This is a genomic window from Streptomyces liangshanensis (genome assembly GCF_011694815.1).
GTDB lineage: Bacteria > Actinomycetota > Actinomycetes > Streptomycetales > Streptomycetaceae > Streptomyces > Streptomyces liangshanensis.
Genome location: NZ_CP050177.1, coordinates 5686951 through 5700908 on the forward strand (window position 1 = coordinate 5686951; position 13958 = coordinate 5700908).

13 protein-coding genes are annotated in these 13958 nt (G+C 73.3%); 8 read left to right on the forward strand and 5 right to left on the reverse strand.

Features of this window, described 5'->3' with window-relative positions:
* Window positions 1–5 precede the first annotated feature (5 nt).
* Window positions 6–1112, reverse strand: coding sequence for a monodechloroaminopyrrolnitrin synthase PrnB family protein (locus tag HA039_RS24695; RefSeq protein WP_167033516.1), 1107 nt, complete (start codon window positions 1110–1112; stop codon window positions 6–8).
* A gap of 314 nt (window positions 1113–1426) precedes the next feature.
* Between HA039_RS24695 and HA039_RS24700 the strand changes: the two genes are divergently transcribed.
* Window positions 1427–1873: an SRPBCC family protein gene (locus HA039_RS24700; RefSeq protein WP_167033518.1), complete on the forward strand. Its 447-nt coding sequence runs from the start codon at window positions 1427–1429 to the stop codon at window positions 1871–1873.
* A 194-nt stretch (window positions 1874–2067) separates the two neighbouring features.
* Window positions 2068–2712, forward strand: a complete 645-nt coding sequence (locus tag HA039_RS24705; RefSeq protein ID WP_167033520.1) for a COG4315 family predicted lipoprotein — start codon at window positions 2068–2070, stop codon at window positions 2710–2712.
* On the opposite strand, the gene HA039_RS24710 is transcribed toward HA039_RS24705, so the two are convergent.
* Window positions 2706–3596 (reverse strand): PhzF family phenazine biosynthesis protein, encoded by an 891-nt coding sequence (locus tag HA039_RS24710; RefSeq protein WP_167033522.1) that lies wholly within the window; start codon window positions 3594–3596, stop codon window positions 2706–2708. The genes HA039_RS24705 and HA039_RS24710 overlap by 7 nt on opposite strands.
* Window positions 3597–3753: 157 nt before the next feature.
* Window positions 3754–4530, reverse strand: a complete 777-nt coding sequence (locus HA039_RS24715) for an SDR family oxidoreductase (protein WP_243869724.1) — start codon at window positions 4528–4530, stop codon at window positions 3754–3756.
* Window positions 4531–4642: 112 nt separating this feature from the next.
* On the opposite strand from HA039_RS24715, the gene HA039_RS24720 reads away from it, so the two are divergent.
* Window positions 4643–6307 (forward strand): alkaline phosphatase D family protein, encoded by a 1665-nt coding sequence (locus tag HA039_RS24720; protein WP_167033526.1) that lies wholly within the window; start codon window positions 4643–4645, stop codon window positions 6305–6307.
* A 6-nt stretch (window positions 6308–6313) separates the two neighbouring features.
* Here the strand turns inward: HA039_RS24720 and HA039_RS24725 are convergent, their stop codons facing one another.
* Window positions 6314–7402, reverse strand: a complete 1089-nt coding sequence (locus HA039_RS24725; protein WP_167033528.1) for a Gfo/Idh/MocA family protein — start codon at window positions 7400–7402, stop codon at window positions 6314–6316.
* Between the two features lie 125 nt (window positions 7403–7527).
* Between HA039_RS24725 and HA039_RS24730 the strand changes: the two genes are divergently transcribed.
* Window positions 7528–8928, forward strand: coding sequence for a multidrug effflux MFS transporter (locus HA039_RS24730; RefSeq protein WP_425086382.1), 1401 nt, complete (start codon window positions 7528–7530; stop codon window positions 8926–8928).
* An 84-nt stretch (window positions 8929–9012) separates the two neighbouring features.
* On the opposite strand, the gene HA039_RS24735 is transcribed toward HA039_RS24730, so the two are convergent.
* The gene (locus HA039_RS24735; protein ID WP_208298705.1) at window positions 9013–10350 is read right to left on the reverse strand and encodes a hypothetical protein; all 1338 of its coding nucleotides are present in this window, start codon (window positions 10348–10350) and stop codon (window positions 9013–9015) included.
* Between the two features lie 409 nt (window positions 10351–10759).
* Here HA039_RS24735 and HA039_RS24740 point away from each other — a divergent pair, with 409 nt between their 5' ends.
* The 4 genes from HA039_RS24740 (at window position 10760) to HA039_RS24755 (ending at window position 13947) form a co-directional block, all read left to right on the forward strand.
* Window positions 10760–11791, forward strand: a complete 1032-nt coding sequence (locus HA039_RS24740; protein ID WP_167033529.1) for a small ribosomal subunit Rsm22 family protein — start codon at window positions 10760–10762, stop codon at window positions 11789–11791.
* Window positions 11792–11916: 125 nt separating this feature from the next.
* The gene (locus tag HA039_RS24745) at window positions 11917–12540 is read left to right on the forward strand and encodes a TetR/AcrR family transcriptional regulator (RefSeq protein ID WP_167033532.1); all 624 of its coding nucleotides are present in this window, start codon (window positions 11917–11919) and stop codon (window positions 12538–12540) included.
* 189 nt (window positions 12541–12729) lie between these two features.
* A complete protein-coding gene (locus HA039_RS24750) occupies window positions 12730–13476 on the forward strand; it encodes a bifunctional DNA primase/polymerase (RefSeq protein WP_167033534.1) in 747 nt (248 codons plus the stop codon).
* Between the two features lie 138 nt (window positions 13477–13614).
* Window positions 13615–13947: a hypothetical protein gene (locus HA039_RS24755; protein WP_167033536.1), complete on the forward strand. Its 333-nt coding sequence runs from the start codon at window positions 13615–13617 to the stop codon at window positions 13945–13947.
* Window positions 13948–13958 lie beyond the last annotated feature (11 nt).

A 13958-nucleotide genomic window follows, 5' to 3' on the forward strand; every position in this document is an offset into this window, starting at 1 on the left:
ACGGGTCAGGTCCGTCCCGCGCCGCTGTCCGCGGGACGGGTGGTCAGCCGGGCGGCGGTCCGGGTGAGGTCGAGGATCTGCCGCAGGAGATCGGTGCTGCCGCCGCCGCTGCCGACCGGGTAGCGGCGCAGATCCGCGTCGTACGCCTTCCTCGCGAGGGCCAGATGGCGGCCGCGGAAGACCACTATCACGCGCAGCAGCCGCGCCAGCGCCTCGCTGTTCGCGCGCAGCGCGGGCATCCTGCGCGCCGCGTCGTCCGGGTTGTCGCCGAAGGCCTCCACCAGCCGGGAGACCACGGACGGGACCCGGCTCCAGCGCGCGTACAGGTCGCGCCAGCGCGGGAGCGCGTACGGCACCGAGTCCCGGACGAACTCGGCGTACGCGGGTTCGCTGTGGTCCGAGGCCCAGAGCGCCTGGTCGATCAGCCACAGCGGGACCTGGGCCGCCGCCGGCCCCATCAGGACCCGGTCGCCGACCGTGATCTCCTCGAAGTACGGGCGGAGTCCGAGGGCGAAGAACTCCGGGGTGACATGGGCGACGACCAGGTCGATCGCGGTCACGATCCGCTCGACGTGAGCGGTCAACTCCTCCGCCGACCGGCGGAATTGGGCGTCGTCCGGCGCCGTGTCGCTGAGCGTCGCGGCCAGTTCGATGCCCGCGCGCAGGTGCGGGAAGACCAGCCGTACCGACTCCTGGAGGCGGGCCTCCTGGGCGTCACCGGTGTACATGCGCTGCCGCTCGCCGACCGGGTTCCAGGTGCAGTAGTGGTGCACGGTGTCCCGGGGCACCAGGTCGGTACGGCGGCCGAGTTCGAGCAGGACGGGACGTAACTCCGGTACAAGGGAGAGGGGTTCGGGTCCGTGGCGCTTGATCGAGCCGAGGAACAGGCCGAGGTCGCGCATCGCGGCCGCACACCGCTCGGCGGAGTACGCGCCGACCGCGTCGAGCGCCGGTACGAGGCCGCGCAGGGCGGCGGCCAGGGCGGGGACGTCGGCGCGGGCGTTCTGCTCGCGGAGCGCGGAGAGGGCGGGGTCGGCGGCCAGCGGGTCCAGCTCCCGCACGGTCGCCGTGCGTATCGGGCTTCCGAGGTCGACGCCGGTGGGATGCGACATGACTGCCTCCAGATCGTCGGACCGGCTCCGGTGGCGGCCCGAGCCCGCATTCTCTCCGCTCGGCGCCGGCGGGGCCGGGGGGCCGGGCTCCGGCGGGTCTGTGCGGGCTCCGGCGGGCCTGTGCGGCGACCGGAAGGGGCCTGTGCGGCGGGACCGGAAGGGGGCCGTGCGGCGAGTCGGCCGTTTCAGGTGGTGGAGGAGGGGCCGGACCCGCGAGAATGGGGGTACGGCAACGGCCCGCTCCCGCGGGCTGCCTTTCCCGCCGGGCCGGGCTCACTTGTGCCCCACGTTGCTTGAACGATCTAGGAGTGATCATGGCTGGACAGTTCGAGGCGACCACGGAGATCAACCGCCCCATCGAGGAGGTCTTCGCGTTCCTGGCGGACGGTACGAACGACCCCAAGTTCAGCCCCCGGGTGCAGCAGATCGTGAAGTCCCCGGAGGGCGCCACCGCGGTGGACACCGTCTTCCTCAGCACGGTGAAGGACGCCGGGATGACGACGAAGCGGGAATTCCGCATCAGTGAGCTGGAGGCGCCCACCCGGATCCGCTGGACCGAGACCTCCAAGAACACGGTCACGGCCACCGAGGGCGGCTACGACCTGGAGTCCCTGGAGGGCGGCAGGACGCGGGTGCGGATCTACAACGCCCTGGAGGGCCACGGCATCGGCAAGCTCCTCGTCGGCGTCGCGCTGAGCGCCGCCCGCAAGGACGCGCCGGCGTTCGCCCAGCGGATCAAGAAGGCCGTCGAGGAGTCCTGAGCCTGCGCCGGCGGGGGTGGCGGGGTGCGGCGCCGGGCTACGGATGACTTCGCCCTTTTGTTCATGACATGGTGCGTGTTCTCGCTCACTGTCCCATTTGGGTGAGTATCTGAGAAATTCGTGTAGCGGTCACGTACTGATGGGGGAGGCGCGCCGCCGCAGGGACGGGCGCCCACCCCACGTCAGGAAGCGCCATGAACCACCTCCAGGGCAAGAGGAAGCTCTCCACCTCGGCGGGACTCGGTCTCGCCGTCGCCGCGCTCGCCGCGTTCGCGGCCGCCTGCGGGTCCGGGAGCTCCTCGTCGAGTCCCGCCCCCACCCCGTCCGCGCACTCGTCCGCCCGGTCCGCCCAGTCCGCTGTACAGGCTGCGGGATCGGGTAAGGGCTCGGGTACGGGCTCCGGCTCGGGTACGGCGGTGTCGGTGGACGCGCGGAGCGGCAGCCTCGGCACGTACCTCACCGACAGCGCCGGCAGGACCCTCTACCTCTTCGCGTCCGACACCGGCTCCCGTTCCACCTGCGACGGCGCCTGCGCCGCCCAGTGGCCGCCGCTGACGGCGTCCGGCACGGCCAAGGCCGGTTCGGGGGTCACCGGGGGCAAGCTGAACACCATCGCGCGGAGCGACGGCTCCCGGCAGGTCACGTACAACGGGCACCCCCTCTACTACTTCAAGGGGGACAGCGCGGCGGGCCAGACCAACGGGGAGGGCCTCAACGGCTTCGGCGCGAACTGGTACGTCGTCTCGCCGACGGGCGACCGGATCGCCCCGGCCGCCTCCTCTTCGGCGCCTTCGTCGGCGTCGTCCGGCGCCGGTGGTTACGGCTCCGCCGGTTACTGAGGGAGCGGGGGCGAGGGGATGCGCGCGCCGGCGCCGCCTACCCGTACGCGCGCGTCGCCCGCCCTCAGCTCGACCGTCAGCACGCCGGGGCGGCCCATGTCGGCGCCCTGGTGCAGGGTGAGGGTCGCCGTGTCCGGCACGATGCCCAACTCCCGGGCGTACGCGCCGAAGGCGGCCGCCGCGGCGCCGGTGGCCGGGTCCTCCACGACGCCGCCGACCGGGAACGGGTTCCTGACGTGGAACACGTCCGCCGACTCGCGCCAGACGAGCTGGACGGTCGTCAGGTCCCGTTGCCGCATGAATGTTTCGAGGCGGTCGAAGTCGTACGACAGGTCCGCGAGGCGGGCCCGGGTCGCGGCGGCGAGCACGAGGTGGCGGGCGCCGGCGAACGCGATGCGGGGCGGCAGGGCGGGGTCCAGGTCCGTGGCGGGCCAGCGGAGTGCGGCGAGGGCCTCTTCGACGTCGGGGGCGGGGATGGGGGTGACGTGGGGGGTGACGCTGGTGAGGGTGGCGGTGGTGGTGCCGGTGGTGGTGCCGTCGCCCGGCGTGCGGGTGACCGTGACCGGCACGGTGCCGGCCGGGGTCGCGAACACGAACTCGCCGGGGCCGACGCGATCGGCGAGCGCGATGGCGGTGGCGACGGTGGCGTGGCCGCAGAACGGTACTTCCGCGCGGGGGCTGAAGTACCGGACGGTGTAGGCGCGTCCGGGCTCGCCGAGTCCCTCGGGCGGGGCGGTGAGGAACGCGGTCTCGCTGTAACCGAGGTCGCCCGCGATGGCGAGCATGTCGGTGTCGGTGAGGTGGGTGGCGTCGAGGACCACCCCTGCGGGGTTGCCTCCGGTGGGGGTGGTGGAGAAGGCGGTGTATCTGAGGGGAGCGGGCATGTCGTTGTCAACGCGGTGGTGGTTGGCGTCCATTCCATGGCTCGGGTGGTGCCCGCGTCGCGGTCACTGTTGTCCTCAATCGCCGGACGGGCTTGTTCGTGCCCGCTGCGGCGACGAATCAAGCCCGTCCGGCGTTTGAGGACATCCCGGGGTGGGGTCAGCCTCGGCCGATCAGGGGCATTTTTGTGGCCATCACCGTGGCAAACTGGACGTTCGCGGACAAGGGCAGGCCCGCCATGTACACCACCATGTCCGCGACGTCGGCGACCTCCATCACCGGCTCCACCGCCACCTCCCCGTTCGCCTGCGGAACGCCACTTCGCATCCGTTCCGTCATGTCCGTCGCCGCGTTGCCGATGTCGATCTGGCCGCACGCGATCCCGTACGGGCGGCCGTCCAGGGACAGGGACTTCGTCAGGCCCGTCACGCCGTGCTTCGTGGCGGTGTACGCGATCGAGTCCGGGCGCGGCGCGTGCGCCGAGACCGAGCCGTTGTTGATGATCCGGCCGCCCCGCGGATCCTGCGCCTTCATCTGGCGGAACGCCCCCTGCGCGCACAGGAAGCTGCCGGTCAGGTTGGTGTCCACGACCTTCCGCCACGCCGAGTACGGCAGCTCGTCGAGAGGCAACCCGCCGGGCCCGGACGTGCCCGCGTTGTTGAAGAGCAGGTCCAGCCGCCCGTACCGCTCCCGCGCCGCCGCGAAGAGCGCGTCCACCTCCTCGGGGACGGTCACGTCGGTGGGGACGGCCAGCACCTCGGTGGAGGAGCCCGTGAGCGCCTCCGTCCCGGCCAGCCGTGACGCGGTCCGCCCCGCCAGGACCAGCGACCAGCCCGCGCGGCCCAGCGCGACCGAGACCGCGCGCCCGACGCCCGAGCCGGCGCCCGTCACCAGTGCGATCTTGTGCTTGGAGTTGATCTCCCGCATGGCGTTCATGGGCCCGCAGCGTAGTTGAGGTACAGATAGGCGAGGCACGTGGATCTCGTGGATCTCATCGCACCCGTCCCTGCCAGGACCGTCGTCAGGAGAGCCGACAGGGGAGGGGCACATGACCGCCGCACACCGCCACGCACCCGAACTCAGGGCCGCCGCCCAGCACCTCACGTCCCTGGCGCGCACCGGAAGCCTCCCCCGCCGCCGCGTCCTGAGCGGCGCGAGCGCCGCCACCGCCGCCGTCCTCGCGTTCGCCGTGAACCTCCCCGTCGCCGGTGTCGCGGGCGCCGCCGAGCTGGACGCCGGGAGGCTCACCGCCGACCCGTTCACCCTCGGCGTGGCCTCCGGCGACCCCCGCCCCGACGGCGTGTTCCTCTGGACGAGGCTCGCGCCCGACCCGTACGTACCGGACAGCGGCCTCCCCCAGGAGCGCGTCGCCGTGAGCTGGGAGGTCGCCCGGGACGCGGGGTTCGCCAGGATCGAGGCGCGGGGCGAGGCGACCGCGCACCCCGAGTTCCACCACAGCGTGCACGTCGACGTGCGGGGCCTCGACGCCGACCGCGTGTACTGGTTCCGCTTCCGTACCGGTCCGTGGATCAGCCCGGCGGGGCGGACCCGTACCGCCCCCGCGTCCGGCGCGCTCGTGAACCGGCTGCGGTTCGCCGCCGTCTCCTGCCAGGCCTACCACGACGGGTACTTCACCGCGTTCAGGCACCTCGCCGACGAGGACCTGGACGTCGTCTTCCACCTGGGCGACTACCTGTACGAGTACGCCGTCTCCGCCACCGGCGGCGCCCGCGACTACACCGACCGCACACTGCCCGCCGTCTTCAACCGGGAGACGGTCACGCTGGACGACTACCGGCTGCGGTACGCGCTCTTCAAGTCCGACCCGGACCTGATCGCCGCGCACGCCGCGCACCCGTTCGTCGTCACGTGGGACGACCACGAGACCGAGAACAACTACGCCGGCGCGATCCCCGAGAACGCCGTGTCCCCGGAGGAGTTCCTGCTGCGCCGGGCCGCCTCGTACCGCGCGTACTGGGAGAACCAGCCGCTGGCCCCCCTCATGGCGCCCACCGGCCCGGACGTGGTGCTCTACCGGCGGTTGGGGTACGGCCGGCTCGCCCAGTTCGACGTCCTGGACACCCGGCAGTACCGCTCCGACCAGGCGTACGGCGACGGCTGGCAGGTGCCGGGCCCGAAGTCCGAGGACCCGTCGCGCACCCTGACCGGCGAGACCCAGGAGCGGTGGCTGCTGGACGGCTGGAAGAGTTCGTCGGCGACCTGGAACGTCGTACCGCAGCAGGTGACCTTCGCCCGCCGCCGTACCGCCCCGACCGCCGGCTACAAGCTGTCGATGGACTCCTGGGACGGCTACCCGGCGTCCCGGCAGCGGCTCCTGGACGGTGCGGAGGCGGCCGGGCTCGCCAATCTGATGGTGCTGTCGGGGGACGTGCACACGGGGCACGCGTACGACATCAAGAAGGACTGGGACGACCCGGACTCCCGCACGCTCGGCACGGAGATCGTGGCGACGTCCGTCACCAGCGGCAAGAACGGCCGGGACCGGCCGGCCGACTGGGACACGTTCATGGCGGCCAACCCCCACATGAAGTTCTACAGCGGGCGGCGCGGCTACGTGACCGTCGAACTGGGCCTCACGCGGGCCCGGGCGGACTTCCGGACGGTGGACGTCGTCACGTCGCCGGGCGGCGCGGTGAAGACGGCGGCGTCCTTCGTGACGGAAGCGGGCAGCCCGGGCCTGTCGCCTGCCTGACCTCTGTTACGCAGCCGAAGCCGCAGCTTCCGGGAAGCGCACGCCGATCCGGTCCCGTACCGCGTCCAGCGTCCGCATCACGGCCAGCGTGCCCGCCAGCGGTACGAGGGGCGACTCCGTCTCCCCCGCCCGCAGGCAGCGCATCACCTCGGCCGCCTCGTACTGCATGCCCCACAGGCCGCCCGCGCCCGTCAGCCCCTCCTCCGTGATCTCCTCGGGCTCCGCGCCCGACCGCCGCAGGACGAGCCGGTCCGGCGAGAAGAAGCCCGCGGGAATCTCGATCCGGCCCTTCGTGCCGGTGACGGTGGCGGTACGGGGCGTGTCGGCCGTCACCGAGCAGGTGAGGAGCGCCGTCGCGCCCGCGTCCCAGCCCAGCAGGATCCCGGTGTTGAGGTCGGCGCCCTCGGGAGAGAGCAGGGCGTCCGCCTGGACCCGGTCCGGCTCACCGAGCAGCAGGTGGGCGAACGACACGGGGTAGACCCCGAGGTCGAGGACCGCCCCGCCGCCGAGCGCCGGGTCACGCAGCCGGTGTTCGGGCGGGAACGGGCCCTCCAGGCCGAAGTCCGCCTGTACGGTCCTGATCTCGCCGATCGCCCCGTCCCGTACGAGCTCCACCAGGCGCCGGATCACGGGGTTGCAGTACATCCACATGGCCTCCATCAGGAAGAGCCCCCGCTCCCCGGCCAGCGCCACCAGCTCGCCCGCCTCCCGGGCGTCGAGCGTGAACGCCTTCTCGCAGAGGACCGGCTTCCCGGCGGCGAGGGCCAGCCCGGCGGCGGCGCGGTGCGCGGAATGCGGGGTGGCCACGTACACGATGTCGACGTCCTCGTCGGCGACGAGCCCCGCCCAGGCCCCGTACGCGCGGGGTATGCCGAGCCGGCCGGCGAACTCCTTCGCCGAGGCCTCGCCGCGCGAGCCGACGGCCACGATCTCGGCGTCCGGCAGTTCGCCGACCTCGGTGACGAACCGTTCGGCTATCCCGCCCGTCGCCAGGACACCCCAGCGCACCGGCCGGTCGGCCGCCACCGGGGGCACCCGTACCGGCACCGGCCGTTCGTGTTCCGCTTCCCGGCCTGTTTCCGCTTCCGCTGTCATGTGCCGCCTCCGTCGTGGGTCCTGCGGGGAACGCGCGGGTCGCGCGGGGGTCCCGGATAAATCCGTCCTGATCACGCCGCCCGAGCTGAGAGCATAGGTGCGGATTCAACGACATGGAGATGCGGATGCCTGACGGCGGGCGGACCATAGAAGGACGAGACGGGCACAGAGCGGCGGGTCACCTCCTGCCGGGAGCGGCGGAGGGGGTGGCCGGGGGGAGGGCCGGGAACCCGACCGGGAGTCCGACCGGGACGGCCGTGAAGGTGCCGGCCCCGCGTCAGGCGCCTGACCGGTCGGCCGGGCGGCGCGGGGAAGCCGCCGTACCCGCCGCCCGCCGGGCCGGGATCCTCGTCACCCTCGTCCTGGGCGGGCTCACGGCCCTGCCGCCGCTCTCCATGGACATGTACCTCCCGGCGCTGCCCGACGTCACCGGTTCGCTCGCCGCGCCCGCCGCCACCGTCCAGATCACCCTGACCGCCTGCCTGATGGGCATGGCCCTCGGCCAGATCGTCGTGGGCCCCATGAGCGACCGGTGGGGACGCCGCCGGCCGCTGCTTCTCGGCATGGTCGTGTACGTCTTCGCCACCGCCCTGTGCGCCGTCGCCCCCAACGTCGAACTCCTCATCGGCGTCCGCCTCCTCCAGGGACTGGCGGGCTCGGCGGGCATCGTCATCGCCCGCGCGGTGGTGCGTGACCTGTACGACGGCGACGAGATGGCGCGGTTCTTCTCCACGCTGATGCTGATCTCCGGGGTCGCGCCGATCATCGCGCCGGTGATCGGCGGGCAGGTGCTGCGGCTCACCGAGTGGCGCGGGATCTTCGTCGTGCTCACGGTGGTGGGCGCGCTGCTCACGTTCGTGGTGTGGAAGTGGCTGCACGAGACCCTGCCCGAGGAGAGGCGGCACAGCGGGGGTGTCGGCGAGGCGCTGCGTACGATGCGGGGCCTGCTCGCCGACCGGGTCTTCATCGGTTACACGCTGGCGGGCGGTCTGGCGTTCGCCGCGCTGTTCGCGTACGTCGCCGCCTCGCCCTTCGTCGTCCAGGAGATCTACGGCGCCTCGCCGCAGATGTTCAGCCTGCTCTTCGGGATCAACTCCGTCGGGCTGATCGCGGTCGGCCAGATCAACGGCAAGCTGCTCGTCGGCCGGGTCAACCTGGACCGGGTCCTCGCCTTCGGGCTGACGGTGATCCTGTTCGCGGCGGTCGCGCTGCTGCTGATGACAACGGGCGTGTTCGGCACGGTGGGGCTCTTCCCGGTGGCGGCGGGCCTGTTCGTGCTGATGTCCGCGATGGGGCTGGCGATGCCCAACACCAACGCGCAGGCACTGATGCGCACCCCGCACGCGGCCGGGTCCGCGTCGGCGCTCATCGGCACGTCGTCGTTCCTGATCGGGGCCGTGGCCTCACCGCTCGTCGGCATCGGCGGCGAGGGGACGGCGGCGCCGATGGCCCTGGTCCAGGTGGTGAGCGCGGTCGGCGCGATCGGCTGCTTCCTGGGGTTGGTGCGTCCCTGGCAGCGGAGGTAGTCCGGGGCGGGGGCGTTCGCGCGGCGACTGTCCGGGGCTCCGGGTTCCGGCTCCGGGTTCCGGCCCCCGGCTCCGGTCCCGGGCTCAGGGGCGGTGCTGGTACGCGGTCAAGTGCGGGCGGTCCCGTGCGTCGGTCCAGGGGAAGAGGCCCATGCCCCCGGCGGTGCTGCCGCCCGGCAACCGGACGTTGGGGGCCAGTGCCACCGCCTCGGGCGTCGCGGCCGTCAGGTCCACCGCGACCGGGGTGCCGCCGCCCGCCAGCGCGTCCGTCACCGAGCGGGCCAGGGCCGCGCCGTACGCGGTGCCCTCGTCCGTGACGGCCGTCAGGGTCAGCGGCCCGGTGCCGTCCGCCGCCTCGAAGCAGTGGCCCTTCCCCGTCGCCAGGTCGAAGGCGAGGCGGCCGGCGATCAGGTAGCGGCCGGTGGGGGAGAGGGTGGGTTGCGGCTCGTCGACGGGCGCGAGCGCGGGCGTGCGGCAGCGCGTTCGTGCCAGCACCTTGCCGGTGGTCATGTCGTGGACGGCCCAGGTCTCGTGCGTGGCGGTGTCCTTGCCGCCCTTCTCGCCCTGCCACCGGGCGAGGATCCGGCCGGGGGCCACGGAGGACAGCACGCCGGAGGCGGGGGCCGTGCCCGCGGGGGCGACCGTACGGCTGAACCAGCCGCCGCGGACCCAGAACTCGGCCGCCCCGCCGACCAGTACGCCCCGCTCGGTGACGGCGCGCAGCTCGGTCAGCCGCCCGCACGCCCGGCAGTTCTTCGGCCGGCCGAGCGCTCCCGGCTCCACCCGGGACACCTCGCCGGTCGCCGGGTCGACCACCGCGCCGGTGGCCTTCCCGTCGCTGATCAGCAGGCGGGAGCCGGCGGCGGACACCACGGGGGCGGCGGGCCAGGGGACTTCGACGCGGCGCCGGGCGCCGGTGGCCGCGTCGTACACGTCGAGGGAGACGATCGTGTCGGTGGGGGCCGGGGCGGTGGCGCCGAGCTTTCCGTACGACCAGGTCACGAAGTACGCGCGGCTGTCGGCGCCGGTGACGGACAGCAGGCGCGGGGGGAGGCCGGGGGCGAACAGGGCGCGGGTGGCGGCGCCTTCCCAGCCGCGAGCGCCGGTCGCGGGGTCGAGGGTCCGTAGCCGGAAGCGGTTCTGCCCGGCGCTCTCCAGGTGGGCGAGGCGGGTGGCGGTACCGGATCCGGCGAGTGCGTAGGCGGGCGAGGCGCTGGTGATCTCCCAGCCGTGGGCGGTGTTGTAGGCGGGTGGGGTGGTGAGCCGGGTGAGGGGTGCGGTGCTCTTGCTCTCGCTCTTGCTCTTCGCTTCGACGCCGTCCGTCTGTGGGTGGTCGCTGTCGCGCTGGACCGCGAGGAGGACGAGGAACGCCACCACGATGCCGCCGGCCAGCAAGGACAGGCGTAAGGCCCGCTGTCTCATGGTCCCCCCGGAGTAGGTCGTCCGCGGGCCACGGGAGCGGCTGCGGGTCACTGATTGTCCTCAATCGCCGGACGGGCTCGATTGTGCCCGCTGCGGCCCGGATGCGCTGGCGCGGGCCGGTTGCCGGGGGTCGGGCAGGGGCCGCGTCCTGCACTGCATGTTTTACGTCGCGCGCAACCAGTTGTTGAGGGCAACCCCCATCACGCGACACAAAACACGCTCTACGTTCCGGACACGACCCCTGCCCGCCCCCCTTCCAGGCGCGCGTACAGGCAAATCAAGCCCGTCCGGCGTTTGAGGACATCTTTGACCGCAACGGTCACGCCCGACCGCAACCCCCTCAAGCCCGTCCGGCGATTGAGGACATCGGTGAGCCGCGCGGCATCGCGCGGGTGCGTACGATTTGGCGGTGAACGCCGAGACCCTCTCCACCACCGACGCCCTGCGCAAAACCCTCGCCGGCCTCCTGGACGGCCTCCCGCCGAAGCAGGCCGCGCAGGCCGTCGAGCGGCTCATCGCGAACTACCGGGGGACCACCCCGACCGGCACCCCCCTCCTGCGCGACCGGTCGGACGTCGCCGCCTACGCCGCGTACCGGATGCCCGCGACGTTCGAGGCGGTGCGGGCCGCGCTCGGCGCGCTCGCCGACGCCGCGCCCGGCTGGGCGCCTGCCGGTCACCTGGACGTGGGCGGCGGCACCGGCGCGGCGGTCTGGGCGGCGGACGCGACGTGGGCGGAGCCCCGTACCACCACCGTCCTCGACTGGGCCGAGCCCGCGCTGGCGCTGGGCCGCGAGCTGGCCGAGCGTTCCGGCCTCCCCGGGCTGCGTACGGTCGACTGGCGGCGCGCCAGGATCGGCACCCCGCTCGCGCTGCCCGACACCGACCTGATCACGGTCTCGTACGTGCTGAACGAGCTGACCGAACGGGACCGGGACGCGCTCGTCGACGACGTGGCGCGGGCGGGGCAGGCCGTCGTGATCGTGGAACCGGGCACCCCCGACGGCTACTTGAGGGTCATCGAGGCGCGGCGCCGGCTCATCGGGGCGGGGATGCGCGTCGCGGCGCCCTGCCCGCACGACGGGGCGTGCCCGATCGAACCGGGCACGGACTGGTGCCACTTCGCCGCGCGGGTCGCCCGCTCCTCGCTGCACCGGCAGGTGAAGGGTGGTTCGCTGCCGTACGAGGACGAGAAGTTCAGCTACGTCGCCGCGGTCCGCTTCGTACCGCACCCGGTGCGGGACCGGGTGATCCGCAAGCCGCAGATCCGCAAGGGCCAGGTGCTGCTGGAGCTGTGCTCCTCGTCCGAGGGGCTGCGTGGGGAGACGGTCACCAAGCGGCACGGCGGGCTGTACCGCGCGGCGCGGGACACGGCGTGGGGCGACGCGTGGCCCCCGCCCGGGCCCGGGGCCGACGACGCGGGGGAGCCGGACGACGCGTAGCGCCTCGGCGGGCATCCCTCAGCAAGGCCCGCCCCGTTGGACCCCGTTCGGGTGATTCCCGTGGCCGCGGGCCCCCGTCGCGAGCGGCGACATGGAGGGCCGCTACCCGTTGGTAGATTGACGCCATGGCCGACAGCAGGGCACCCGACCCCACCCGTCGCAGCGAACGGTCGCGCCGGGCGATCTACGCCGCCGCGCTCGCCCTGGTCACCGAGGTCGGCTACGCGCGGACGACCGTCGAGGCCATCGCGGCGCGGGCCGGGGTGGGCAAGCAGACGATCTACCGGTGGTGGCCCTCGAAGGGCGCCGTCCTCCTCGAAGCCTTCCTCGATCTCGCCGACCAGGCGGCCCGCGCCGCCGACGGCGGGGCGGGGCTCCACGGGATCCCCGACACCGGTGACCTGGCCGCGGACCTGAGACTGGTGCTGCGCGCCACGGTCGACGAGATGAACGACCCGGCGTTCGACCTCCCCTCCCGCGCCCTCGCCGCCGAGGGGATCGTCGACGCCGAGCTGGGCGCCGAGTTCGCCCGCAAGCTCCTCGAACCTCAGCTCCAGCTCTACGTGAAGCGGCTGCGGGCCGGTCAGGAGGCCGGTGACGTACGGCGGGACATCGACGTCCGTGTCGCCCTGGAGCTCCTCGTGGGCCCCCTCGCGCACCGCTGGCTGATGCGTACCCTGCCGCTCACGCACGCCTACGCGGACGCCGTCGCCGATCTCGCCCTGTACGGCCTCGCGCCCCGCCCCTGACCCGCGCCCGCCCGCCGCCCGCCCCCCGCCTGACCCGCTCGTGACCCGCCCTTGACCCGAGCCCGACCCGGGCCCGCCCCGCCGCCCGCGTGGGCCACCCCCGGATGGGGAGGGCGGCCACCAGGAAGGCAGGATGGTGCGACGATGGAAGAGGCCGCAGGGGCCGGCGTGAGGTGTGTGAGGGGATAGATGGGCGACGATTTCGGCCGCTACCGCGGCACGGAGAGCAGGATTCCCCAGTGGTTGCGCAGGCGTGCCAAGAAGAGCGCCGAAGCGCTCGACGGGGCGGCGGCGGACCGTGAGGCACTGCTGCTCGCCGTGGCCGACGCCGGTATGCCCGTCTCGCCCGCGGCCCACCCCGTCGGATACCGGTGTTCCTGCGAGCGGATCGGCTGTCCGACCCCGGCCAGGCACCCCATCTCGTTCGCCTGGCAGACCCAGTCGACCACCGACCGCCCCCAGATCGAGCGCTGGGCCCGCAACCAGCCGCAGGCCAACTTCATCACCGCGACCGGCATGATCCACGACGTGCTCGACGTACCGCTGGAGGCCGGCAGCCGGGCACTGGAGCGGCTCCTCGAACGGTCCGTGGACGTCGGCCCCGTGGCCGATTCCGGCGGCGACCGCATGCTCTTCTTCACCGCCACCCGGGGCACCCCGGAGGACGAGGACGAGTGGTGGCCCTGCGAACTGGACTGCCACCCCGAGACGATGGACGAGCACCCAGGGCTGCGCTGGCACTGCCGGGGCAGTTACGTCCTCGTACCGCCCGCCCGGCTTCCCGGCGACCTGGCGGTGCGCTGGCTCCGCGGCCCCGAGCACCCGCTGCCCGATCCCCTGACGCTGCTGGAGACCCTGACGGACGCCTGCGCGCGGTACGCGGGCGAGAACGGCGAACTGGACCCGCACGCGGTGGCCTGGCCCCTGGGCCGGTGAGCGACTCCGGCGCCCCCGGGCCGTGTGGGGTCCGGGCCGCCCGGGAGCCCTGACATCTGTCAGGGTCGCTCCTGCCCGCCTCTCTCCTACCCTTTCGCGCAGGACGCCCGGCACAGGGCGGAAGAGAAGGGGCAGGGCATGACAAAACTCTGGAAGGGCGCACTCGTCACCGGAGCGGCGGGGATCGCTCTGGTCGGCGGCGCCGGTCTCGCGACCGCCTCACCCGCGGCGGCCGCCGAGCGCAACGTGCTGCAATGCAGTGCCTGGGTCGCGGACGATCTCGCCATCGGCGACTGCTACAACCCCGGGACGCAGCTGCACGCGTTCTCCGTACGCGCCATCTGCGGCTGGGCCCCCGACGCCTACTCGAACTGGATCTACGTGAAGCCGGGCACGAGCGCCTCCGTCGGTGTGCGCTGCGGCCCGTTGAGCACCGGCGTCGGCGGCGTGGCGATCGAGTACGGCGGCTGAGCGATCCGGGA